Origin of the sequence: Mesorhizobium captivum, from assembly GCF_033977165.1 — a bacterium.
In the GTDB taxonomy this organism is placed as follows: Bacteria; Pseudomonadota; Alphaproteobacteria; order Rhizobiales; family Rhizobiaceae; genus Mesorhizobium; species Mesorhizobium captivum.
Window position 1 is genome coordinate 99,017 of record NZ_JAVIJB010000019.1, and the last position, 23,095, is coordinate 122,111.

26 protein-coding genes and 1 pseudogene are annotated in these 23,095 nt (G+C 64.3%); 7 read left to right on the top strand and 20 right to left on the bottom strand.

The features are described from left to right. Positions 1-12 precede the first annotated feature (12 nt). Entirely contained in the window at positions 13-210 is a 198-nt protein-coding gene (locus RFM40_RS17730; protein WP_320227767.1) for a hypothetical protein, read from the top strand. Between the two features lie 10 nt (positions 211-220). On the opposite strand, the pseudogene RFM40_RS17735 reads toward RFM40_RS17730, so the two are convergent. Continuing rightward, positions 221-722, bottom strand: a pseudogene (locus RFM40_RS17735) (DUF2165 family protein). Between the two features lie 79 nt (positions 723-801). On the opposite strand from RFM40_RS17735, the gene RFM40_RS17740 reads away from it, so the two are divergent. The 3 genes from RFM40_RS17740 to RFM40_RS17750 all read left to right on the top strand — a co-directional run bounded on the left by RFM40_RS17740 (position 802) and on the right by RFM40_RS17750 (position 1,501). Beyond that, on the top strand, positions 802-1,026 hold the full coding sequence (locus RFM40_RS17740) for a hypothetical protein (RefSeq protein WP_320227768.1): 225 nt from the start codon (positions 802-804) through the stop codon (positions 1,024-1,026). 68 nt (positions 1,027-1,094) lie between these two features. After that, a complete protein-coding gene (locus tag RFM40_RS17745) occupies positions 1,095-1,298 on the top strand; it encodes a type II toxin-antitoxin system HicB family antitoxin (protein WP_320227770.1) in 204 nt (67 codons plus the stop codon). Further along, positions 1,295-1,501 (top strand): type II toxin-antitoxin system HicA family toxin, encoded by a 207-nt coding sequence (locus RFM40_RS17750; RefSeq protein ID WP_320227772.1) that lies wholly within the window; start codon positions 1,295-1,297, stop codon positions 1,499-1,501. The genes RFM40_RS17745 and RFM40_RS17750 overlap by 4 nt, the downstream gene beginning before the upstream one ends. Before the next feature lie 7 nt (positions 1,502-1,508). Here RFM40_RS17750 and RFM40_RS17755 read toward each other — a convergent pair whose 3' ends face one another. From RFM40_RS17755 to RFM40_RS17845, 19 genes are all read right to left on the bottom strand, one after another. After that, positions 1,509-2,258, bottom strand: a complete 750-nt coding sequence (locus tag RFM40_RS17755) for an ABC transporter permease (RefSeq protein ID WP_292373080.1) — start codon at positions 2,256-2,258, stop codon at positions 1,509-1,511. Further along, the gene (locus RFM40_RS17760) at positions 2,255-3,190 is read right to left on the bottom strand and encodes an ABC transporter ATP-binding protein (protein WP_320227773.1); all 936 of its coding nucleotides are present in this window, start codon (positions 3,188-3,190) and stop codon (positions 2,255-2,257) included. Before RFM40_RS17760 ends, RFM40_RS17755 begins: the two co-directional genes overlap by 4 nt. Then, entirely contained in the window at positions 3,187-4,350 is a 1,164-nt protein-coding gene (locus RFM40_RS17765) for an ABC transporter permease (RefSeq protein WP_320227775.1), read from the bottom strand. Before RFM40_RS17765 ends, RFM40_RS17760 begins: the two co-directional genes overlap by 4 nt. A 202-nt stretch (positions 4,351-4,552) precedes the next feature. After that, the gene (gene osmF, locus RFM40_RS17770; RefSeq protein WP_320227776.1) at positions 4,553-5,464 is read right to left on the bottom strand and encodes a glycine betaine ABC transporter substrate-binding protein OsmF; all 912 of its coding nucleotides are present in this window, start codon (positions 5,462-5,464) and stop codon (positions 4,553-4,555) included. 137 nt (positions 5,465-5,601) lie between these two features. Next, positions 5,602-6,822 carry an MFS transporter gene (locus RFM40_RS17775; RefSeq protein WP_320277884.1) on the bottom strand — a complete coding sequence of 407 codons (1,221 nt, stop codon included), beginning with the start codon at positions 6,820-6,822 and terminating at the stop codon, positions 5,602-5,604. Beyond that, positions 6,819-7,319: a transcription antitermination factor NusB gene (gene nusB, locus RFM40_RS17780; RefSeq protein ID WP_320227780.1), complete on the bottom strand. Its 501-nt coding sequence runs from the start codon at positions 7,317-7,319 to the stop codon at positions 6,819-6,821. Before nusB ends, RFM40_RS17775 begins: the two co-directional genes overlap by 4 nt. Beyond that, a complete protein-coding gene (gene ribH / locus RFM40_RS17785; protein ID WP_320222695.1) occupies positions 7,316-7,810 on the bottom strand; it encodes a 6,7-dimethyl-8-ribityllumazine synthase in 495 nt (164 codons plus the stop codon). The genes nusB and ribH overlap by 4 nt, the downstream gene beginning before the upstream one ends. Positions 7,811-7,968: 158 nt before the next feature. Further along, positions 7,969-8,958: a methyltransferase gene (locus RFM40_RS17790; protein WP_320277885.1), complete on the bottom strand. Its 990-nt coding sequence runs from the start codon at positions 8,956-8,958 to the stop codon at positions 7,969-7,971. 148 nt (positions 8,959-9,106) lie between these two features. Continuing rightward, complete coding sequence (locus RFM40_RS17795; protein ID WP_320227783.1) at positions 9,107-9,724, bottom strand: riboflavin synthase; 618 nt, start codon at positions 9,722-9,724, stop codon at positions 9,107-9,109. Next, positions 9,724-10,854, bottom strand: coding sequence for a bifunctional diaminohydroxyphosphoribosylaminopyrimidine deaminase/5-amino-6-(5-phosphoribosylamino)uracil reductase RibD (ribD, locus tag RFM40_RS17800; RefSeq protein ID WP_320227784.1), 1,131 nt, complete (start codon positions 10,852-10,854; stop codon positions 9,724-9,726). The genes RFM40_RS17795 and ribD overlap by 1 nt, the downstream gene beginning before the upstream one ends. 2 nt (positions 10,855-10,856) lie before the next feature. Next, positions 10,857-11,336 (bottom strand): transcriptional regulator NrdR, encoded by a 480-nt coding sequence (gene nrdR / locus RFM40_RS17805; RefSeq protein ID WP_059184872.1) that lies wholly within the window; start codon positions 11,334-11,336, stop codon positions 10,857-10,859. Positions 11,337-11,448: 112 nt separating this feature from the next. After that, positions 11,449-12,039, bottom strand: a complete 591-nt coding sequence (locus tag RFM40_RS17810) for a hypothetical protein (protein ID WP_430691691.1) — start codon at positions 12,037-12,039, stop codon at positions 11,449-11,451. A 113-nt stretch (positions 12,040-12,152) separates the two neighbouring features. Next, a complete protein-coding gene (gene glyA, locus RFM40_RS17815) occupies positions 12,153-13,466 on the bottom strand; it encodes a serine hydroxymethyltransferase (RefSeq protein ID WP_320227786.1) in 1,314 nt (437 codons plus the stop codon). A gap of 127 nt (positions 13,467-13,593) precedes the next feature. Then, complete coding sequence (locus RFM40_RS17820) at positions 13,594-15,237, bottom strand: Na+/H+ antiporter (protein WP_320227787.1); 1,644 nt, start codon at positions 15,235-15,237, stop codon at positions 13,594-13,596. A gap of 176 nt (positions 15,238-15,413) precedes the next feature. Beyond that, a complete protein-coding gene (locus RFM40_RS17825; protein WP_320227788.1) occupies positions 15,414-16,667 on the bottom strand; it encodes a L,D-transpeptidase family protein in 1,254 nt (417 codons plus the stop codon). 338 nt (positions 16,668-17,005) lie between these two features. Then, positions 17,006-17,458 (bottom strand): hypothetical protein, encoded by a 453-nt coding sequence (locus RFM40_RS17830; RefSeq protein ID WP_320227789.1) that lies wholly within the window; start codon positions 17,456-17,458, stop codon positions 17,006-17,008. 167 nt (positions 17,459-17,625) lie between these two features. Next, a complete protein-coding gene (ldtR, locus tag RFM40_RS17835) occupies positions 17,626-18,141 on the bottom strand; it encodes a transcriptional regulator LdtR (RefSeq protein WP_040983294.1) in 516 nt (171 codons plus the stop codon). Between the two features lie 239 nt (positions 18,142-18,380). Continuing rightward, on the bottom strand, positions 18,381-18,803 hold the full coding sequence (locus RFM40_RS17840; RefSeq protein ID WP_320227790.1) for a DUF6163 family protein: 423 nt from the start codon (positions 18,801-18,803) through the stop codon (positions 18,381-18,383). After that, the gene (locus tag RFM40_RS17845) at positions 18,800-19,840 is read right to left on the bottom strand and encodes an enoyl-CoA hydratase/isomerase family protein (protein ID WP_320227791.1); all 1,041 of its coding nucleotides are present in this window, start codon (positions 19,838-19,840) and stop codon (positions 18,800-18,802) included. Before RFM40_RS17845 ends, RFM40_RS17840 begins: the two co-directional genes overlap by 4 nt. A 168-nt stretch (positions 19,841-20,008) precedes the next feature. Here RFM40_RS17845 and RFM40_RS17850 point away from each other — a divergent pair, with 168 nt between their 5' ends. The 3 genes from RFM40_RS17850 to RFM40_RS17860 all read left to right on the top strand — a co-directional run bounded on the left by RFM40_RS17850 (position 20,009) and on the right by RFM40_RS17860 (position 22,974). Further along, positions 20,009-20,824: a DUF2066 domain-containing protein gene (locus RFM40_RS17850; RefSeq protein WP_320227792.1), complete on the top strand. Its 816-nt coding sequence runs from the start codon at positions 20,009-20,011 to the stop codon at positions 20,822-20,824. A gap of 224 nt (positions 20,825-21,048) precedes the next feature. Continuing rightward, positions 21,049-22,080, top strand: a complete 1,032-nt coding sequence (gene hemB, locus RFM40_RS17855; protein WP_320227793.1) for a porphobilinogen synthase — start codon at positions 21,049-21,051, stop codon at positions 22,078-22,080. Between the two features lie 246 nt (positions 22,081-22,326). Beyond that, the gene (locus RFM40_RS17860; RefSeq protein WP_320227795.1) at positions 22,327-22,974 is read left to right on the top strand and encodes a dihydrofolate reductase family protein; all 648 of its coding nucleotides are present in this window, start codon (positions 22,327-22,329) and stop codon (positions 22,972-22,974) included. The last annotated feature ends 121 nt before the right edge of the window (positions 22,975-23,095 follow it).

Below are 23,095 nucleotides of genomic sequence, written 5' to 3' on the forward strand. Positions count from 1 at the left end.
TTTCCTCGATTGATGGCCCAAAAGAACCCCTCCCTGGGCCGTTGGAACGGGATGAATGCCGCGCACGGAATCCAACCCTTGGCTGCGGTGTATGCGAAACAGGGCTCGGAACGTCAAGATATTGTTCGGTTTTTGCCCGGCTTTCGCCCAAAAGACGAAGGCGGCGACTCACCGGTGCGAGTCACCGTCTTTTTAGATCGATTGAAATGACCTGGCGTGATCAGCGCTTGCGCAGGTCGCCGTCAGGCTGGATGACGAAAATCAGGACGGCAAGCATGGTCATGTAGAACATGAACGCCTTCTGCTGGCCGTTCCAGATGCCCGACTGCCACATGGCGAACCATTCGCCGCCCACGACCATGAAGCCGAAATACCAGATCAGGAAGCCCATCGTGGCGGCAATGACGGCCAAATTTCTTGGCGTCGTTGAAGTCCTGCGCGCTCGCCTTGCGCGCCCGCCAAAGGCTCCAAGCGGCGACGAGATAGAGCAGGCAAGTCAGCGCCTCGCCGAGGATGATCAGCCAGTAGCCGGCCGTCCACAGCGCCGGGTTGGTGATCGAGCGGTACATCAGCGCGTTGCCTGGAAAGGTGGTATCCATACTCAGCACATGCTGGACAAAGGCGAAGTTTGAGCCGTAATCGGTGATGTTGCCGAAAGCGTCCAGGAAGGCGAACGCCGCGAGACAGAGACACATGACGATCTTGGAGAGACGCAAGGTCATGGCAAGAACTCCTGCTGAAAGATCGGGGCATCGGGAAGATCAATTGCCGAGTCCCGAAGATCGCGCAACCGGGGGCTCAGTGTCGGTCGCGCTCACAGCCAGCGCGAAACATTATGCCAGCAAGCAAGCCATTGCCGGGATGGTCGAAACGCTCGATCTCGGCAGCGATTGCGCGGTTGGTGATCTTATTTCGCTCGAGACTGCCGGCGCGCGCCACGACTTCGCTGTCATCCGCCGCCGCTGGATTATCGACGCCCGAGGCGGCACGATGCTCGAACTGACGCTGGACCACCCTGCCCGCTGAGCGGCAGCGCCACTGACTTTGCAAATACCCGCCGCAAGCCTATCTTCCGCTGGAGACAGGAGCGATCAATGAAATTCAAGGCAATCGTCCACGAAGCCGAAGAAGGTGGGTTCTGGGCAGAGGTCCCGGCCATTCCCGGATGCGCGACACAGGGAGAAACCCTGGACGAACTTTTGGCAAATCTGCGTGAAGCCATCGAGGGCTGCCTTTCCGTCGATCTGCCGTCATCAACGACCTCGGAGCCCGGCAGGGTCGTGGAAATCGCTGTTTGAAGTCCATATCCGGCAAGGAGCTTGCGAAGGCTGTAGAGCGACGAGGCTGGCAACTTCTGCGCATAGCCGGAAGCCATCATATCTATGGAAAGGAGGGAAGCATCGTCCGTCTCTCCATCCCGATACACGGCAACAAGCCGCTCAAGACCGGCCTCCTGCGCCATCTTCTGAAGATGGCGGAAATCGCCGAGGATGAGATCTGATAGCCGGCTACTCCGCTTCCCGCCCCATGCGGCGCGCGGCGAAGCGCTCGATCGCCGACAGGCCGTCGTAGATCAGCACCGCAAGCGCCGCGACGATCAGGCCGCCCTGCAGCACGAAGGCAAGGTTGTTCGAGATCAGGCCGGCGATGATCACCTCGCCCAGCGTCTTGGCGGCCACCGTCGAGCCGATGGTGGCTGTGGCGAGGCTGATGACCACGGAGAGCCGTATGCCGCCGAGGATCACCGGGGCGCTCAGCGGCAGTTCGACCTTCATCAGCCTTTGCCAGCCGGTCATGCCGGCGCCGCGCGCCGCTTCCATGACGTTGCCTGGCAGCGTGGTGAGCGCGGTCAGCGCGTTCTCGAAGATCGGCAGCAGCCCATAGAGAAAGAGTGCGATCAGCGTCGGCTTCTCGCCGAAGCCGACCGCCGGCACGGCAAGCGCCAGCACGGCGACCGGCGGAAAGGTCTGGCCGATATTGACCAGGCTGCGCGACAGCGGCAGGAACTCGGCGCCGGCGGGCCGGGTGACGAGGATGGCGAGCGCGACGGCGACGATCGTCGCTGCCACCGTGGCGGCGAGCACGGTCCTCAGATGCAGCAATGTCAGCGTCAGCAGGCTGCCCTGGTTGTAGATCGCCGGCGCGCCGTTCTCGGTCAGCGGTCGGAGCAGTGGCTCGAACCAGCCCGGACTGGCGATGAAGACCACAAGCAGCACCAGAAGCGCCAGCCTCAACAGCGCGGGCAGCCACGCCTTCATGCCGGCCTCGCGCGCTTCACCAGCCCTTCCACGGTGACGCGCCCGAGCGGCTTGCCGTCGGCGCCCTTCACCGGCAGTGCCGGGCGGCCCGTCCATAAAAGCTCGGCCAATGCGTCGCGCTGGCTGGCGTCGCCCGGGATCGCCTCGCCTTCGGCGCCGCCGGCCTCCACGGCATCGCGCACGCGGCCGAGCGACAAGAGCCGGAACGGCCGCTCGCTGGAGCCGACCAGGGTTTCGACGAAGCCATTTGCGGGCCTCGCCAGGATCTCCGCCGGTTTGGCGTATTGCAGCACCTTGCCGGCATCCATGACGGCGATCTTGTCGCCCATGTGCACCGCCTCCTCCATGTCGTGGGTGACGAGAATGACGGTGGTGCCGAAGCGCTTCTGGATCGCCAGCAGATCCTCCTGCGCCTTGGTGCGGATGATCGGGTCGAGCGCACCGAAGGGCTCGTCCATCAGAAGCACATTGGGCTCGGCGGCAAGCGCGCGGGCAACGCCGACGCGCTGCTGCTGGCCGCCGGAGAGCTCATGCGGGTAGCGCGGACCATAGGCCTGCGGGTCAAGCTGGTAGAGCGTCATCAGTTCTTCGACGCGCGCCTTGATGCGGTCCTTGTCCCAGCCGAGCAACAGCGGCACCGTGCCGATGTTCTGCGCCACGGTGCGATGCGGAAACAGGCCATGGCCCTGGATGGCGTAGCCGATGCTGCGGCGCAGCTGGTAGCCGGGCAGCGATCGGTTGTCGGCGCCGTCGAGCCTGATCACGCCGGACGTCGGCTCGACCAGCCGGTTGATCATCCGGAGCAGCGTCGTCTTGCCTGAGCCGGAAGTGCCGACAATGACGGCGATGGTGCGCGGTTCGATGACCATCGACACGTCGTCGACGACGGCCGTTCCGTTATAGCGCTTGGTGATGCCTTCGATCTCGATCATGCGGGGTCCGCCCTGCGCGTGGTGGAGGTCATTTCGATGATTGCGTCGAGGATGATGGCCGCGGCAAAGGCCAACGCCACTGTGGGCACCGCGCCGAGCAGCACAAGGTCCATCGCTGTCTGGCCGATGCCCTGGAAGACGAACACGCCGAAACCGCCGCCGCCGATCAGCGCCGCGATCGTTGCAAGCCCGATGTTCTGCACCAGCACGATGCGGATGCCGGTCAGGATCACCGGAAAGGCGAGCGGGAACTCGACATCGAACAGGCGCTGGCGATCGGTCATGCCCATGCCTCGCGCGGCATCGTTGGCGGCGCGCGGCACGCCGGCAAGCCCGACCACGGTGTTGGCCACGACAGGCAGCAGCGAATAGAGAAAGAGCGCCACGAAGGCCGGCGCGGTGCCGATGCCTCTGATGCCGGCCGCCGCGGCGCCCGGCACATGCGCGGCGACCCAGCCGAGCGGCGCGATCAGCAGGCCGAACAGCGCGATCGACGGAATGGTCTGGATGATGTTGAGCACATTCAGCACCCCTGCCCGCAGCGGCTCGACGCGGTGGCAGAGGATGCCAAGCGGAACTCCGGCGACAACCGCTGCCGCCAGCGAGCCGAGCGCCAGCGTGACGTGCTTGGACCCTTCGGCCCAGAAACTGTCGGCGCGGCTGGCATATTCCTTGAGAATGGAAAGGCTGTTCCAATTTCCCGAGACCAGCAGCGCGCCGATCGCGAGCGCAGCGACGATGAGGACGCCGACACGCGCCCAGGGCGAAAGGTTAAGTCTGGTCAGCACATCGGCCAGAAGCAGCGTGAAGGCAAAGATCAGCAGCCAGAAGCCCGAGGCCGGCGCGACGCGGGCGAAAGTGTTGCCGGCGGGCGTCAGGAAACCGCCGGCGGTGCCGATCAGGATCGCGAGCGCAACAAGCGCAATCATGCTGGCGACGAGCCTCAGGATCAGCGACGTCCGCAGCAGCGCGACAATGCCGCCGGCAATGACGATCGCAAGCAGCAGCGCGCCAAGTGTGGGCGGCAACGCTTCGAGGATCGAGCGCGCCTGTCCGGGCACGATGCGGTTGGCGCGGAACGTGGCGAAGGGCGCCACGAAGGCGGCATAGGTGACGATCACGGCGATGACGACGCCGAGCTTGTCGAAGCGGAGGGTCATGAAGAGCGGTTGCGCGAGACGCCCCCCTCTGGCCTGCCGGCCATCTCCCCCTCAAGGGGGGAGATCAGATGTCGCGAACGCTTTCGCCAATTCCGGATGCTGGAAGCACGGCGCAGCAGCTGCCAATCTCCCCCCTTGAGGGGGAGATGGCCGGCAGGACAGAGGGGGGTGCCTCGCACTGGCATCGCGCTAGCCGGGCTTGCTACTTCAAAAACCCGTTCGTCTTCAAAAAGTCCTCGGCAACCGCCTTCGCGGGCTCACCACCCAGTTGGACGCGTCCGTTGAGCTGCTGCAGCGCGGCGACATCGAGCTTGGCGAAGACGGGCTTCAGCAGCGTCTCGATTTCCGGATGTTCCTTCAAGACCTGCTCGCGGATGATCGGCGTCGGCTGGTAGACGGGCTGCACGGCCTTGTCGTCCTGAAGCACGACAAGGCCTGAGGGCTGGATGCCGCCGTCGGTGCCGTAGACCATGGCGGCGTTGGCGCCGTTGGTCTGGTTGGCGGCGGCGGCGATGGTCGCGGCGGTGTCGCCACCCGAGAGCGTGATCAACTGGTCCGGCTTCAGCTTGAAGCCGTAAGTGGTCTGGAAAGCCGGCAGGGCCGCCGCCGAATTGACGAACTCGGCCGAAGCGGCGAGCACCACCTTGCCGCCGCCCGAGACATACTTGCCGAAGTCCGACAGCGTGGTGAGCTTGTTCTCGTCGGCCACCTCCTTGCGCAGCGCGATCGCCCAGGTGTTGTTGGCCGGCGACGGCGACAGCCAGACGATCTTGTTGGCATCATAATCGAGCTTCTTGGCGGTCTCGTAAGCCTTGGCGGCATCCTTCCACACAGGATCGTCCGCCTTCTGGAAGAAGAAGGCGGCGTTGCCGGTATATTCGGGATAAATGTCGATCTCGCCGGCGGTGATGGCCTTGCGCACCACGGGCGTGGCGCCCAGCTGGATGCGGTCGGTGGTCTTGACGTTGTTGGCGTTCAAAACCAGCTGGATGATGTTGCCGAGCACACCACCCTCGGTGTCGATCTTCGAGGAGACCACCACCTGAGCATGTGCCGAAGCTGCGGTGATGCCGAGCGCGATCGCCGCTACGGCGAGCTTTCCGATTGAAAACATTTGAGAATCCTTTGCTGTGAGCCGATGGACCGGAGGCGGCATATGAGCATGGCGTTAACGCGCCGTCGGGGTACACGGTTTCATAACTAGCGGGATGCACGCAATAATTTTGTTCCCGGCGCGAATGACGCGCAGCGTCAGTTGGCGGCGCGCAAGCCCGGCAGCTTCAAGGCACCGAGTGCCAGGAAGCAGAGCACTACAACCGGGAACACGATCCAGTTCAGCATGGTCCAGCCCCAGGCATTGTAGACCGCTCCCGACATCAGCGAAGCGAAGGCGACGGAGCCGAACAGGACGAAGTCGTGGAAGCCCTGGACCTTGCCTTTTTCAGATGGGTGGTAGCCGGCGGCGACCATGGCGGTGGCGCCGATGAAGCCGAAATTCCAGCCGAGGCCGAGCAGGATGAGCGCCGTCCAGAATTGCCACAGCGCAACGCCTGAAAGCGCCACCACCGCACAGCCGATGAGCAGGACCAGCCCGATGGCGACGATGCGCTCGGCACCGAAGCGGTGGATCAGCGAACCGGTGAAGAAGCTCGGCCCGAACATCGCCATGACGTGCCAGGAAATGCCGAGCGTCGCGTCGTCGGTCGACAGGCCGCAGCCAACCATGGCGAGCGGCGCGCCGGTCATGACGAAGCTCATCAGCGCGTAGCTGCCGACGGCGCAGAACAGCGCCGCGACGAAGCGCGGCTGAGTGGCGATCTCAGCCAGCGGGCGGGCATCGCGACCAGCGACCACAGCGGCGCTGCTCGTCCGCCTGGACGTATGAAGGAAGGAAAGGATAATCGCGCCGACGGCGGCTAGCGCGAGGACCGAGGCGAAGGATCCGGCAAACATCACCGGCGCCAGAAGCTCGCGGGTGTAGATGACGATCTGCGGTCCGAGGATAGCGGTGACGATACCGCCCGCCAGCACGAAGGAAATGGCGCGCGCCCTGAATTCAGGCGGCGCGTTGTCGGCGGCGGCGAAGCGGAACTGCTGGACGAAGGCGCCGCCGACGCCGATCACGCCGAGGCCGACAGCGAACAGCCAGAAGCTCGCCTGATAGAGCGCCAGCGTCGCGATCAGGCCGCCGAGCGCGGTGATGACAGTGCCGGTCATGAAGCCACCGCGATGGCCAAGCCGGCGGATGATGGCGGCCGCAGGCAGCGCGCCGAGCGCCACGCCGAGATTGAAGCCGGTGACCGGCGCCGTCGCCAGCGACTTGTCGGGGCCGAGCAGATACTGTCCGGCAAGCGCGCCGAGCGAAATGGCGATGGGCGCGGCGGAACCGACGATCGCCTGCGCCGCCGCAAGCAGCACCGCCGTGCGGCGCGCTTCCCCGCCAGCGCCAGCGACGACTGCCGTAGCGGTCACGATGCGTCCTTGCCTCGACCTTCGCCGCGCACGCGGCGCGACACGCGATCGAGCACGGCGTTGACCAGCTTCGGCTCGTCTTCCTCGTAGAAGGCCTTGGCGATGTCGACATATTCCGACACGATCACCGCCACCGGCACGTCCTCGCGTTTCATCAGCTCATAGACGCCGGCGCGCAAGATGGCGCGCAGCGTCGAATCCAGCCGCGACAGCGGCCAGTCCTCGGTCAGCGCCTGGCGGATGACGGGATCGATGGTCTTCTGGTTCTCGACGACGCCGGTGAGGATGGCGCGGAACCATTGCGCGTCCGCTTCGCGGTAGAGCGCGCCATCGACTTCCTTGCCGAGGCGGAAAGTCTCATACTCGGCAGTTGTTTCGAAGACACCGCTGCCGGCGACATCCATCTGGTAGAGCGCCTGGACGGCGGCAAGGCGTGCGGCACCCCGCTTGTTGGCGTGGCGCACAGTCGGCTGGCCGGGCGAAGCAGGTTCGCTCACGATTGGGCTCCGAATTTCTCTTTCAGCGCGATCATGGTCAGCGCCGCGCGCGCGGCGAAACCGCCCTTGTCGCCTTCGGCGCGCCTGGCGCGTGTCCAGGCCTGCGCATCGTTCTCGGTGGTCAGGATGCCGTTGCCGATCGCGATCGCTTCCTGCACGGAAAGGTCCATCAGCGCACGGCTCGATTCATTGGCGACGATGTCAAAATGATAGGTGTCGCCGCGGACGATGGTGCCGAGCGCAACGAAGCCGTCATAGTGCGTGCCGCCCTCGCCGGCGCCGTCAAGCGCGAAGGTGATGACGGCCGGTATTTCGAGCGAGCCGGGAACGGTGACGACGTCATAGGTGGCGCCGGCTTCGTCCAGCGCGCCGGTCGCGCCTTCGAGCAACGCGTCGGCGAGGTCGTCGTGGAAACGCGCCTCGACAATAAGCAGATGCGCCTTCGCCTTCGGACGAATGAACGCTTTGCCGTGTTGGGATGTGCCTGCCATAAAAGTCTCCGGGGGGTTGCCGGTGACTTAGGCCGAAGCCGGATTGATCGCAAGCGGAAGATTGTCGAACCGACACCGGTCTGCATCTCTCGACGGATTCGGGTCCCGAGCAGCGCGATCTTTCGGCACATTCTTTGGCTAGGCAGGCGAAGCTTTGGTTAGGCGGGCGAAGCCTCGAGGATCGAGATCGATGCTCGAGTGCCGATCACCCGCTCGAACTTCAGTCCGGCGCCTGCGAACAGGCGGGCGTATTGTGCCTCAGTCCGCTCGAGGCCGCCGGTGACCGCAAGCATGACTACATCGATGGCCTTGATCGGATCTGGATCGTCGCCCGGAGGCACGAGCGTCTCGGCCACGAGCACCCTGCCGTGTATTGCCATGGCCTCGCGGCAACGCCGCAGGATCAGCCCGGCGCGTTCATCGTCCCAGTCGTGGATGACCTTCTTGAGCACATAGATATCGCCAGCCGGGAGGCCCTCGAAGAAGTCGCCGGCGACGAAGTCGGTGCGCGGCAGGTCGCCTCCGGCGCCCCGGCGCGCCGCCGCCACCCCAGACGGCAGATCGAACAGAACGCCGCTCAAATGAGGATTGCGGGCAAGGATGGCCGAGAGAAGCTGTCCATGCCCACCGCCGACATCGACGACCCGCGTGTATCGGCCGAAATCATAGGCGTCGGCTACCGCCTCGTTGCCGCCTTGGCTTAAGGCGACCATGGCTCGCTGGAACAGGGCAGCCTGTTCCGGGTGGGCCGAAAGCCAATCGAACCTCGGGCTTCCGAACACCTTGTCGAAGGCCGGCTTTCCCGTGCGGACGGAATGCAGAAGCTGCTCGAAGGCAAGATAGGCCTCGCTGTTGATCATCCGGATGAAGTCACGCGGTCCGGGTCGATCGGAACGAAGCGCTGCGCCAACTTCGGTCAAGCCGAAATGGCGAGGACGAATTTCAGTGAACACCCCCTCCGGCGCCAGAAGCCGCATCACGCGGTAGAGCGGTTCCGCATCCGCCTTCGCGGCGGCTGCCAGGTCTTCAACCGACCGCCCGCCGGAGGCGAGAAGATCGGGAATGCCGAGTTCGATAACGACGCGCAGCGCCTGTGACACGGCAAATCCGAAACCAAGCCTCACGACTTGCTGCGATGGGCTGCTCATGGCTTTCCCCTCCGACCAGGAGAAAGCTTACGTGGGGTGCGACCAGAAGCCAAGCGGGAAGCCGTGGCGAAAGGCGCATTGTCCCCTGCGCGACGCCCGAATTTTCAGCAATCCGGGCCGCCGCCTCGTCGGGACCGCGTGACTGTGCTCAAAGCCCTTCCTTGGCCGCCTCCACCAGGCGCGCCGCATAGCGGGCCATGGTGTCGATCTCGATGTTGACGCGGTCGCCGACCTGGCGTTCACCCCAGGTCGTGACACTCAGCGAATGCTGGATCAGAAGCACGTCGAAACGCGCGCCCTCGACCTTGTTGACGGTGAGCGACGTGCCGTCGAGCGCGACCGAGCCTTTCGGCGCGACGAACTTCGCCAGGTGACGCGGCGTCTCCAGCGTGAAGCGCACGGCATCGCCCTCCTCCTTGCGCTCGACGATCTCGGCGGTGCCGTCGACATGACCGGAGACGATGTGGCCGCCGAGCTCGTCGCCGATCTTCAGCGCGCGTTCGAGATTGATCCTGGTGCCGGATTTCCAGTTCGAAGCGGTGGTGAGACGCAAGGCTTCTTCCCAGGCCTCGACCTCGAACCAGCGTGCGTTGGAGCCATGTTCGGGGAGCGCCGTGACGGTCAGGCAAACGCCGCCGCAGGAAATCGAAGCGCCGATCGCAATGGTCGCGGGATCGTAGGCCGTGTCGATGCGCAGGCCGACGCCTTCGCTCAAAGGCTTTACCGTTGCGACGGTGCCTACATCGGTAACGATCCCAGTAAACATCACAAATCCCTTATCCACTCGGCGTAGCTGTCCTCGCCGAAGCGCATCTGGCGCAATTCGCGAAATCCCGCCGGGATATGGGCGGCATCGATGGGCGATGCAATGCCGTCCTCGCCGATCGCGTCCGGCCCCTGGAACAGGACGATGCGGTCGACCAGGTCTTCTTCAAGGAAGGCCTTGGCTACCTTGGCACCACCCTCGACCAGCACGCTCGCCATGCCGAGCGCGGCCAGATCCTCCAGCAATTCCGGCAGGGCCACTTCGCCTGAATAGGTTTCCGTGCCGATGAAGCGCACGCCGGCGCGTTCGAGGGTCGCGCGCCGATGCGGGTCGGCTTCGAGGCAGGCGGCGACATAGAGTGGCACGCGGTCGACGCCGGATACCAGCTTAGACGTCTCCGGCAGCCGGATCTGGCGATCGAGGATGATGCGCGCCGGCGAGCGGTTCTCCAGTCCCGGCAGTCGCACGGTCAGCGCCGGGTTGTCCTCCAGCGCCGTACCGATGCCGACCAGGATGGCATCGGCTTCCGCGCGCATCAGATAGACTTCGCGCCGCGCGATCTCGCCGGTTATCGCGACCTGACCGGCGCCCTTCCGGCCGATCTTGCCGTCGCTCGAAAGCGCAAGCTTCAGGGTCACTTCGGGGCGCTTTTTCAAAGATCGAGTCAAATAGCCGGCCATCTGCTCGGCGGCCTCGGCAGCAAGCACCTTCTCCACCACCTCGACACCGGCGGCGCGCAGGATGGCGTAGCCCTTGCCGGAGACGCGCGGGTCGGGATCGCTCGCCGCGCCGACGACGCGCGCGACGCCGGCATTGACCAGCGCGTTGGCGCAGGGCGGGGTGCGGCCGTGATGGGCGCAGGGCTCGAGAGTAACGTAAGCCGTAGCACCACGCGCCAATTCGCCGGCTTCGGCCAGCGCCTCGGTCTCGGCGTGCGGGCGGCCGCCGACAGCCGTCACGCCGGTGCCGACGATCATCGGGCCGGCGCCGTCGTCGCGCACGACGATGGTGCCGACCGAGGGGTTGGTCGAGGTGCGGCCGGCATTGCGCCGCGAGAGCCTGATGGCCGCGCCCATGTAACGGCGGTCAAGGGTCGCCTGTTCGGCCTCGCTCAGTCGAGGTTTCGCCATGGTCAGCCGGCGTCCTCTTCGGTCTTTTCCTCGTCGCCCTTCAGCTCGCCCAGCAGCTCATGGAAATCCTTGGCCTCGCGGAAATTGCGGTAGACGGAGGCGAAGCGGACATAGGCGACGTCATCCAGCGATTTCAGCGCTTCCATCACCAGACGGCCGACCTCGCCGGACGCGACTTCCGTCTCGCCGGAGCTTTCGAGCTGGCGCACGATGCCGGTCACCGCGCGGTCGATGCGCTCGGGATCGACATTGCGCTTGCGCACCGCGATCTCGACGGAGCGCAAGAGCTTGTCGCGGTCGAACGGCACCTTGCGGCCGGACTTCTTGATGACGACGAGGTCGCGCAGCTGCACGCGTTCGAAGGTAGTGAAGCGGCCACCGCAATCCGGACAGACGCGGCGCCTGCGGATCGCCGCGCCGTCCTCGGCGGGGCGCGAATCCTTCACCTGCGTATCTTCGGACTGGCAATAGGGACAGCGCATGGAGAGCCTTGGGTTCGCGATTCTGTGGGCGAAAGGCTTAGAGCCTTTTGTGCCTCAGAGATAGCGAGGCGCGAGCAAGATTGCCAGCGCCCTGCCCCAGCCGCCGTCAGTGTCAGGGCGCAACATCCTTAGTCGCGAAACCGCAGGATGAGCCGAGATTGCGATAGGCCTTGGTGAAGCCGTCCATCGGGATGCTCGCGACGGTCTGCTTGCCGAAGACGACATCGAGCGAGGTGACTTTGCGCATGGCGCGCAGCAGGGCGAGACTGGTCTTGGCCTGGTTGTCGACCATCCAGCTGGGTCGGCCATTGACGCCATCATTGGAATAAACCGTCGCGGAAACCTTTATGCCGGGATCGCCGAAGGTCGCCGCGATCTTCTTGCCGGTCGGCAGATCCTTGTTGTCTACACTGATCATGATGGCGGGATAGGCATCGGGCGGCAGGGCGTCGCCGGTCGAGATCGACAACGTCAGCGTGCCCGCATTGCCGATGCCGTCGACGAAAGCCGTGGAGGCTGCGCAGGTCTTGTGCGAATCCTGCCCGGTATCGAGTGTGTCGATGGTTGTGGTCCACCTGCCGAAGGTGTTGGTGGCCGGCAAATTCGGATCCGGCTGCGTCTGCTCCTGGGCAACCGCGCCGAACGCGGCGAAACCGGCCAGCGAACCAAGCAGGGCCAGGGCGGCAAGACGGAAAGTGCGCATCATCAAGTCTCTCCAACAAGCCGCGCCGCCCGTTCAAGGCGGCGCACGGCGCAGGATAAAAGATGACGCGCAGCGCCCCGTCAACCGAGAGAGGGGTCAACCGAAAGAGGAGGTCAACCGAGATAGGGATAAAGCGGGAACCGATCCGTCAGCGCCGTGACCTTGGCCTTGACCGCTGCCTCGACCGCCGCATTGCCGTCGTCGGAATTCGCCACCTTCAGCCCGTCCAGCACCTCGGCGATCAGCTTGCCGATCTCGCGGAACTCAGCCTGACCGAAGCCGCGCGTGGTGCCGGCGGGCGTGCCGAGACGCACGCCGGAGGTGACGAACGGCTTTTCCGGGTCGAAGGGGATGCCGTTCTTGTTGCAGGTGATGTTGGCGCGGCCGAGGGCCGCTTCGGCACGCTTGCCGGTGGCATTCTTCGGACGCAGGTCGACCAGCATCAGGTGGTTGTCGGTGCCGCCCGAGACGATATCGAGGCCGGTTTCCTGCAGGCTGGAGGCCAGCGCCTTGGCGTTGGCGACGATGCTTTCGGCATAGGCCTTGAAGCTCGGCTTCAGCGCCTCGCCGAGCGCCACCGCCTTGGCGGCGATGACATGCATCAGCGGGCCGCCCTGCAGACCCGGGAACACCGCCGAATTCATCTTCTTGGCGATCTCCTCGTCGTTGCTCAGGATCATGCCGCCGCGCGGGCCGCGCAGCGACTTGTGCGTGGTCGTGGTCACGACATGGGCATGGGGCAGCGGCGACGGATGCATGCCGCCGGCGACCAGGCCGGCGATATGGGCCATGTCGACCATCAGATAGGCGCCGATCGAATCGGCGATCTCGCGGAAACGCTTCCAGTCCCAGATGCGGGAATAGGCGGTGCCGCCGGCCAGGATCAGCTTCGGCCTTGTCTCATGCGCGGTCTTCTCGATCGCATCCATGTCGAGCAGGTGATCGTCCTTGCGAACGCCGTAGGAGACGACCTTGAACCACTTGCCGCTCATGTTGACCGGCGAGCCGTGAGTGAGATGGCCGCCGGAATTCAAGTCGAGGCCCATGAAAGTGTCGCCGGGCTGCAGCAGCGCCAGGAACACGGCCTGGTTCATCTGGCTGCCGGAATTCGGCTGGACGTTGGCGAAGTTGCAGCCGAACAGTTTTTTTGCGCGCTCGATGGCAAGTTCCTCGGCCACGTCGACGAACTGGCAGCCGCCATAGTAGCGCTTGCCCGGATAGCCCTCGGCATATTTGTTGGTCATAATCGACCCTTGAGCCTCGAGCACGGCGCGGGACACGATGTTCTCCGAAGCGATCAGCTCGATCTCATGGCGCTGGCGGCCAAGCTCGTTGCGGATGGCGCCGAAAATTTCCGGATCGGCGTCGGCAAGCGTGGTCTCGAAGAAGGATTCGAATTTGCTGGAGACTGCCGCGGCATTTGACATGGCTTGCTTTCCCTTGGGGCCGGAGGTCTGCGAGGTCGCCGCGCCAATAACACAGTTGTTTGGAGCCCGCCACGTTTGCGGCGCGAAATTTGCTGGCCGGTTTGCGGCAAGCAAATCGGCTGAAACGTTATTTCCGGTCCTGCCGGCTTTTGAGCAGGGCTTCGGTGAGCGTGATTTCCGAAAGCAGCGCCCGCATCGTATGATCGTTGATTTCGCGGCTGCGGAACATGGCGCGCACGGCGGCGCGCTCCGCCTCGATGCCGGCATGCCTCAGCTCGAGCTCCAGCCGCCCGGCCTCGCGGGCCTCGGCGCGCGCCTCTTCGGCTTCGTCGGAAGCCGCAATGCGGCGGCGGTAGCCGGCAACGATGCTGTCGGCGACCGCAAGCCGGGCCTCGGCCACCTCGCCTTCTTCGCCGCCCTCGCCGGCGAGGCTCTCGATCTTGGCGATCGCCGCATTGGCGGCGCCGACACGCGCCCGCCGCTCCTCGGCCGCGCCCGGATCCTCGCCCGGCTCGACCAGTCCGCGCGCGATCCCCGGCAAAGCGAGGCTGGCGATGATGAGCGAGCAGATAATGACGCCGGCGGCGAGGAAGATCACCACGTCCCGCGCCGGAAAGGGCGAGCCATCCTGCAGCGCGAGCGGCAGCGACAGGATGCCGGCAAGCGTGATTGCCCCGCGCACGCCGGCTACCGATCCGGCAAGCCTGACACGGAAACCGAAGGGCTCGGCCTTGCGTTTGCCGAGCCCTGCGGCAATCACCGACGCCATGTCGCCGATCCAGATCCAGAGGAAGCGCAGGCCGATCAGGCAGAGCGTCAAAATGAGCACGGTCAGCGCCGGCTCGAACAGCCAGTGCCGGCTGGTGAGCTCCGGCGGCACCTTGCGGATGATGTCGGGTAGCTGCAGCCCGAGCAGGATGAAGAGAGCGCCGTTGAAGACGAAGGTCAGCGTCGACCATAGCGACATCGCCTGGATGCGCGCCGACACCGACAAAAAGCGAAAAATGCCCGAAGTCCCGGTGAGCAGGCCGGCGGTGACCGCGGCCAGGATGCCGGAGGCGCCGGCATGCTCGGCGATGAGATAGGCGACGAAGGGCAGCAGGGTCATGACCAGCACCTGCGCCTCCGCCGGCGTGCCGCCGATGCGGCCAAGGATTTGCAGCGCCTTGGCAGCGATGAACAGCGCCGCGATACCGGCGAGGACGCCGGCCGCCACGGCATAGACGAAGGTGAGTGAGGCGGCGGCGAAGGAGAAGCTGCCGGTCAGCGCGGCCACCACGGCGAAGCGGAACATGACCAGGCCGGAGGCGTCGTTGAGCAGGGATTCGCCTTCCAATATGTGCATTAGCCGCGCCGGAACGACATTGCGGTCGACGATCGAGGACACCGCGACCGCATCGGTCGGCGACAGCACTGCGGCTAAAGCGAAGGCGACCACCAGCGGGATGCTCGGCACCAGCCAGTGCAGCGCGTAGCCGAAGCCGACGATGGTGAAGAAGACCAGCCCGATGGCAAGATCGAGGATCGGCCCGCGCAGCTCGATCAGCTCGCGCTTCGGCGCCGCGAAGGCGTCGCCGAACAGAAGCGGCGGGATGAACACCAGGAGGAAGAGTTCCGGATCGATCTCGACATGCAGGCCGCTCGCCGGCCAGGCAAGGGCGGCGCCGATCGCGATCTGCAGCACGGGCAGAGGCACGCGCACCAGCCGTACCAGCGCGCCGGAAAGTGCCACGAAAGCGAGCACGACGAGAATGAAGACGGCGACGTCCATGATGCGATTCCGGCTCTGAGGCCGACCATGCGCAATTGCCGGCTTCGCGTCCAGCCGCGGCTCGGGACGACATTTAACTTGGACGATGGGTCCGGCCCAATGCCCGCGCTGGTGGGCACTGATCTAAACAAAAAGGCCGCTCCATGAGCGGCCTTTTTGTTCGAAATATCAGCTGCTTACAGCGAAGAAGTGATCTGCAGCTGCTCGTTGCCGTCGAGGCCGTAGATGTCGTCGCGGAACTGCACGACGCCGGGGCCCGTCGACCATGCCGACAGATAGAGGAAGTGGACCGGCACCGGATTGACGACCTGCACCGGCGTGTTCTCGCCGGTCTTGATCGCCGCCTCGAAATGCTGACGGTCCCAGCCGGGCGTGTCGCGCAGGATCCAGGTGACGAGGTCACGCACGTTCTGGACGCGCACGCAGCCGGAAGAGTCGAAGCGCATCAGCTTGCCGAACAGGCTCTGCTGCGGCGTGTCGTGCATGTAGACGCCGTCCGGGCTCGGGAAGTTGATCTTGACCGAGGCCATGGCGTTGTTGCCGCCCGGATCCTGGCGGAAGCGGTACTTGGCGGCATCGTCCGTCGACCAGTCGACGGTCATCGGATCGACCTCGCTGCCGTCCGGCGCGAACAGGCGGATATGGCTGTCCTTGAGGTAGTTGGGATCCTTCCGCATCAGCGGAATGATGTCCTTGCGCACGATCGAGACCGGCGCGTTCCAGTATGGGTTGACGATGATCTCGTTGATCTTGGAATTCACGATCGGCGTCTGGCGGTCGATCTTGCCGACGATCGCGGTGTGGCGAAGCACGACGCGGTCGTTTTCGACCGCTTCCACCTGCGCCCCCGGAATGTCGACCAGCACATAGCGGCTGCCCAGGGTGCCGGCCTTTTCCTTCAGGCGCTGCAGGTTGGTCTGCAGCTGGCCGAGGCGGATCTGGGCCGAGACGTTCATCGCCGCATAGGTGTACTTGCCCATAGCGCCGTCGGCCGGGAGGCCGTGGCGAAGCTGGAAGCGCTTGACCGCGGAGTCGACATAGGAATCGAACGCCGTCGAAATGCCGGCGCCCTGCGACAGGTCGCCCGAGATCATCAGCCGCTTGCGCAGCGGCACGACATCCGGATCGTCGACGCCGAGTTGCAATTTCTTGGTCGCCGGAACCTGCTCCCAGCCGCCCTGGCCGGCGATGTTCTGGTACTGCGCCACCGCCTGCTCGGTGAAGGCGACGGTCTGCAGACTGAAGATCGGCAGCGTGGAGGCAACCTTGCCGGTCTGACTGGCGCGGGCGTCGAACTGGTCGTCCCAATTGCCGCGGCCCGAGGATTTCAAAATATCCCCGATCACGTCCTGCGCGCTGGCATGGCCGGCGACAACGGCGGCGGCGAGCGCGGAGGCTCCGGTAAGGAAGAAACGGCGGCTGGTTCTCATGGACGTTCCAGACATTCTAGCTGTATCAAATCTCGCTCAGTTCGCTCTACTGGCGGGTTGCCCGCACTCTAGGGTCGGCAATCTTAACAATTAGCCAACCATGTCCCGCATCGCTCGGCTGCCAGAAACGCGCGGCCGCAGAGCCGGGTCCAATGAGCGCGGGGCATGGGCCCGCAGCATTACCCGCACTCTCGCTTTCACCGCGATTATGGCGGCAACGTGGCCTTGGCCCGCGATTTGCTTGCGGCGAGAAGATGAAGGGAAAGGGACCGATGCATTTTGGCATCGCCGGTCGCAGACGGTTCGGCGAATGCCCTCTGGCACTTCCCAGCTTCTCTTTACCTCACCCGGTTCGGGCAAAGCGCCTGGAATTGCTCGATGGTATAGTCGTAACCTGAGGCGCCCGAACCATCGAGCACAACGTTCTCGTCGGTGTCGGTGATCAGGTAGTCCGTGGCACTTCCGGCGGGGCTGCGCCCCAGGAACAGCATGTTGGCGCCGTAAAACGTCGTGAACCTGCCGGTCTTGCAATCCGCGGTGATCTCCAGGTGCAAGGGCGTTTTCAATTCCTTGGCAATGCAGTCCTCAGTCACCTTGCCGACATACTCACGGCAGAAGCCGATCGCGTTTTGCCTGGTGTGCTTCGTCAAGACACTGGCATGCGACGTGCCGATGCCGGATTTCTTGACGATCGTGACCTCCATGCCCGCCCTGCCGCCATAGTAGATAGTCTTGGCGCCAGCCGGCGAAGCCAGGATCAAAGCGGAAAGCACAAGCAGGAAATAGCGCACGACACCCCTCCCCGTTAGCCGGAAAGCTTCCACCGCATTGTCGTGCGGTCAACACCCCTTGCAACCGGCAGACTGCAGGAAGGCCGGCACCTTTCGGCACCGGCCCTTACTCTTCCCCCGGCCGCGCTTCTTCGGCGCGGCTTTGATGTCTCAGATTTCGAATGCGCTCACATCCGGTAGGCGATCGTGTCGTTCCAGAAGCGATCCAGGCGCTGCAGCGCGCGGTTCATCTGCTTGAACTCGTCGGTATTGATGCCGCCGACCGCCTCGATCGAGCCGACATGGCGCTCGTAGAGGCCAGCGACGACGTCGGCCACCTCGTTGCCCTTCGGCGTCAGCGAGACCCGGACCGAGCGGCGGTCGATGCGCGAGCGCTGGTGGTTGATGAAGCCGAGGTCGACCAGCTTCTTCAGGTTATAGGAGACGTTCGAGCCGAGATAATAACCACGCGAGCGCAGCTCGCCGGCGGTCAGCTCCGAATTGCCGATGTTGAACAGCAGCAGCGCCTGGATGGCGTTGATGTCGGAGCGGCCGTTGCGGTCGAACTCGTCCTTGATCACGTCAAGCAGACGGCGATGCAGACGCTCCACCAGCTGCAGCGATTCCATGTACAGCGAACGGATCGCCTCGCGGCGGTCGTCGGATACGTTGGCGGTCTTCGCCGCCGGACGCGAATTGATCATTGTCTTTGCCTCTCGTTTGTCGCCCGGTGATTTTTTGTTCTTCACCTTGATCGCGACACTATCGAATACTCATAAAATTCGACTTAAACGCCAAGGCTAACAAGAGCTTACCGGTAAGAGGTTTCGAAAGAGGCTTAACGAACGGTCACGCGAGCAAGAACAATTAACCTAAAGATTTAGCCAATGGCTTTTGGGCAAATCGCTGAGCCGAATCTAGGCTTCCGGAGCAGCTTGGCAACCTACTGCCGGAGCCGACGCTTCTGCAGCCAGATGGTCACCCGGAAGACGACATAGAGCAGCGCCACGCAGGCATGCGAGACGACGATCAGCATCCTGTGCCCGAAGAGGTCGGGAAAGCCGGCATACATGACGGTTTCGGTCGCCGCGCAGATGAACCAGATCACAGGTCCCCAGGAAGCGAGCATCCAGAGCCCCGCGGCAGCGAAGGGAAAGAAGACGGCAAGCGTGGCTGCGGCCACCTGCCAATGCACCGGCATCAGGTCGAAGCGCCACAGCGCACCCGGATAGATGCCGATCAGCCGGATCCAGTAGAGAATGCCGAAGAGCAGGCAATAGCCGGCGATGACCCGCTGGAACCAGGCGAAGATAACCTCGGTGGTCGAGGGTTGCAGCACCACGCGCCTGGAGGTGACCTCGCTCACAGCTCGAGCTCCCTGGCCCCGAGCGGCGCGAAATAGGCGTCGATATCGGCGGCGCTCACCGCTTCGAGGCTGGCGGGCCGCCACTCAGGCTTCGAACCCTTGTCGATGATGGCGGCGCGGATGCCTTCGTAGAAGTCGTGGCCGGCCAGCATGCGGTTGAGGATGCGGAACTCCATCTTCATGCACTCGTCCATCGACAGCGTCAGTCCGGCGCTGATCTCGCGCCAGGCGACGTTGAGGCTGGTCGGCGAGCGCATCCTGATGGTCGCTAGCGTGTTGGCGGCGAAGGCGTCGCCCTGGGCCTGTTCAAGGCTGGCGACGATGTCGGCGAGCGAGGCCTGCGAAAAATGGCGGGCGATCGCTTCCAGGTCCTGGCGTTCCGTCTCGCGCTTGGCAGGCGTGAAGAAAGCGCGCAACTCCGACTCCGGATCGCCGGAAACTGCGATCTCATCGAGCAGCCCCGCCTGGTCCTCGGCCTTGATGGTGTGCGTGGCCAGGCCCGACCACAGCGCATCGCCATAGCGGATGCGGTTTCCCGTCAGCCCCAGATACATGCCGAAGCTGCCGCCGAGATCAGGCAAGAGATGGCTGGCGCCGACATCGGGGAAGAAGCCGATGCCGACTTCCGGCATGGCGAACTGCGCGTTCTCGGTCAGCACGCGATGCGAGCCGTGGAAGGAAATGCCGACGCCGCCGCCCATGACGATGCCGTCGATCAGCGCGACATAGGGTTTTCTGAAACGCGCGATGCGAGCGTTGAGCCGGTACTCGTCGGCGAAGAAGTCGACCGGCGGCTTGCCGGCGCGGCCGGACTCGTAGATGTGCAGGATGTCGCCACCGGCGGAAAAAGCCCTACCCTCGGCCTTGACGACGACGGCGCTGACCCCGGCATCGCCCTCCCAGGCGTCGAGCGCTTTGCCGAGCGCCTTGATCATGCGATGGGTGACTGCATTGAGCGCCCGCGGCCGCGTCAGCGTGACGACGCCCGCCTTGCCCAAACGCTCGAAGCGAATCTCGTCGCCTCCGTCAAAATCCATCACCAGAGAATCCTTCTCTCCGCCCTTTCGGGGGACTGAAGTGCTAAAGGCGGCATAAGGATGCGTCAATGCCAGCGGGTCATCACACTGGCGGCCGGGCGCGCCAGATGTTACGAAACCGGCAAACGATTGCGCCCACGCGGCCCGACAGATTTCGAGCAAATCGACATGGCTGGATTTCCTCGTCTCGTGGCTGGATTGGCAGGGTTCCTTTGGCTGGGAGCTCCGCCGGCCATTGCTGCGACGACCGACGAACTCTACCAGGCGCAGACCATCGTGACCGGCACCGGCGAGCCCAACCGAGAGATCGGCTTCAAGGCTTGCCTGGAGAAGGTGCTGGTCAAGGTTTCCGGCGATCAGCGGCTGATGCAGAAGCCGGAGATGCTGGCGCTGCGCGACAAGGCGGCCGACTTCGTCCAATCCTTTCGCTACCATGACCGGCTGGAAGGCGTTCCGATCCATGACGAGCAAGGCACGCACGACCGGCCGCACGACCTGACGTGTCTCTACAAGCCCGCGGTGGTCGACAAGCTTTTGGCGCAGCTCGGCAGCAGGCCCTGGCATGGCGAGCGACCGAAGCTTGCCGTCTTCCTGGCGGCCGAGCAAGGCGCGAGCCATTTCGTACTGACGGCCGACGAGGATCGCGGCGAGACGATGCGCGAATCCTTCGCCAATGCCACCGGCCCGCTGCTGATGCGCGTCACCTTTCCAAAGGCCATGCAGCTTGCCGGGCTCAACGACAAGACGCTGCGCACCGCCGACATGGCAAAGCTCGACCGGCTCGCCAAGGGAATGGGCGCCAGCAAAACGCTCGCCGGCAGCATCGTGTGGAGCGACAAGGAACTCGGCTGGATCGCCGACTGGCGGCTGGCCGAGCGCGGCAAGACCTACCAATGGCAGGTGCGCGGCGTCAGCTTCGACGAAGCTTTCCGAGTGGCTGTGGGGGGCGCGGCGCAGATTTTGTCGGGGAATGGGCAGCCGTGACGCCCAGTTCCTCGCCCCACGAAGTGGGGAGAGGTGGCTCGGCGAAGCCGAGACGGAGAGGGGGAGCGCCCTACGAAGGCCCCCTCTCCGTCCGCTTCGCGGACACCTCTCCCCCGCCTCCGGCGGGGGCGAGGAATTTGCACTTCGATGCCCTGGCACAATCGTGTCGCATTGGTCTGCGGTGAGACCGCATGGTAAAAGCGGTCCAAAAGAGAGATTTGGCGATGAACAGATTCACTCCCGCAAAACCTGCCGGCGCCCGCAGCGTCGACGAGATCACCGGCAGCCGGCGGCTGAGGCGCATGCGCAAGGCCGACTGGTCGCGCCGGCTGGTGCAGGAGAACCAGCTCTCGGTGAACGACCTGATCTGGCCGATCTTCGTCGTCGACGGCAAAAATGTGCGCGAGCCGATCGCCGCCATGCCGGACGTCTATCGCCTGTCCGTCGACCTCGCGGTCAAGGAAGCGGAGCGCGCCGCCAAGCTGGGCATTCCGGCCATCGCCACTTTCCCCAATGTCGAGCTTTCGCTGCGCGACCAGACCGGCTCGCACATCCTCGACCCCGAAAACATCATCAACCGCGCCACCCGCGCCATCAAGGACGCGGTGCCGGAGATCGGCATCATCACCGACGCCGCGCTCGACCCGTTCACCAGTCACGGCCATGACGGCATCCTGCGTGACGGCATCATCGTCAACGACGAGACCGTCGAGCAGGTCACCGCCGCGGCCGTCATCCAGGCAGCCGCCGGCGCCGACATCATCGCGCCGTCCGACATGATGGACGGCCGTATCGGCGCCATCCGCGACGCGCTCGACGCCAACGGTTTCCAGGACGTGGCGATCATGTCCTATGCGACGAAGTTCGCCTCCGCCTTCTACGGTCCCTATCGCGAGGCGGTGGGCACCGCCGGCCTGCTCAAGGGCGACAAGAAGACCTACTACATCGACCACGCCAATTCCGACGAGGCGGTGCGCGAGGCCGAGCAGGATCTCGCCGAAGGCGCCGATATGCTGATGGTGAAGCCGGGGCTTCCTTATCTCGACATCATCCGCCGGCTGAAGGACGAGCTCCAGATGCCGACTTTCGCCTACCAGGTGTCGGGCGAATATTCGATGATCAAGGCGGCCAGCGCCAATGGCTGGATCGACGGCGAAAAGGCGATGCTGGAATCGCTTCTCGCCCTCAAGCGCGCCGGCTGCGACGGCATTCTTACTTACTTCGCGCCGACTGTGGCGGAGATGCTGCGGGGCTGAGTCTCTCACTACTACGCGAAAATCCGACGCCCTGTCCTGCCTGACCACCCTCGGTCAGGCAATTCCAGGCGTTCGGGCACCGGGCGGCCACCGCTCGCCCTGCCCTTTCTCGCATGGTCTGATGCTGCCGTCTGACGAAACGTCTGTCCGGTCGACTTCTCTCGCCGGAGAATTCCGCTTGCATTCTGCAATCAGTTAAGTTACTCCATAACCGCTTGCAATTTACAACTAGTTCAGGAGACAATGATGTCTAAGCTGCGTGTCAACGCTTTCACCTTGTCGCTCGACGGCTATGGCGCCGGTCCTGATCAGAGCCTGGCCAATCCGCTCGGTGTCGGCGGCGAAGATCTGCATAAATGGATGATCGGCACCCGTACCTTCCGCCAGATGGTGATCGGCAAGGACGGCGGCACCACGGACGTCGATGATGGTTTCGCCGTGCGCAGCTTCGAGAATGTCGGCGCCTGGATCCTTGGCCGCAACATGTTCGGGCCGGTCCGCGGCGAATGGCCGGACGACAATTGGAAAGGCTGGTGGGGCGACAACCCGCCCTATCACGTGCCGGTCTTCGTACTCACCCACCACAAGCGCGCGCCCATCGTCATGGAAGGCGGCACGACCTTTTATTTCGTCACCGACGGCATCCATTCAGCATTGGAACAGGCGAAAGCCGCGGCCAATGGAAAGGACGTTCGGGTCGGCGGTGGCGTTTCGACCGTCCGGCAGTATCTTAAGGAGAAGCTCATCGACGAGATGCACCTCGCCATCTCGCCGATGCTGCTCGGCTCCGGCGAGCACCTCTTCGCCGGCCTCGACATGCTGAAGCTCGGCTATCGCTGCACCAACCAGGTCGCGACGGCCGATGCGACGCATGTGATGATTGGGCGGGTGTAACGTCGACGATTGGCGAAACCGCTGACACGGCCCTTTCTCCCCGTCACTATACGAGGAGAAATGCCCGGCAGGGCAATGAGCGACTATCTGAGGTGTCAAGTTGCATTTGCGAACTCGCTTC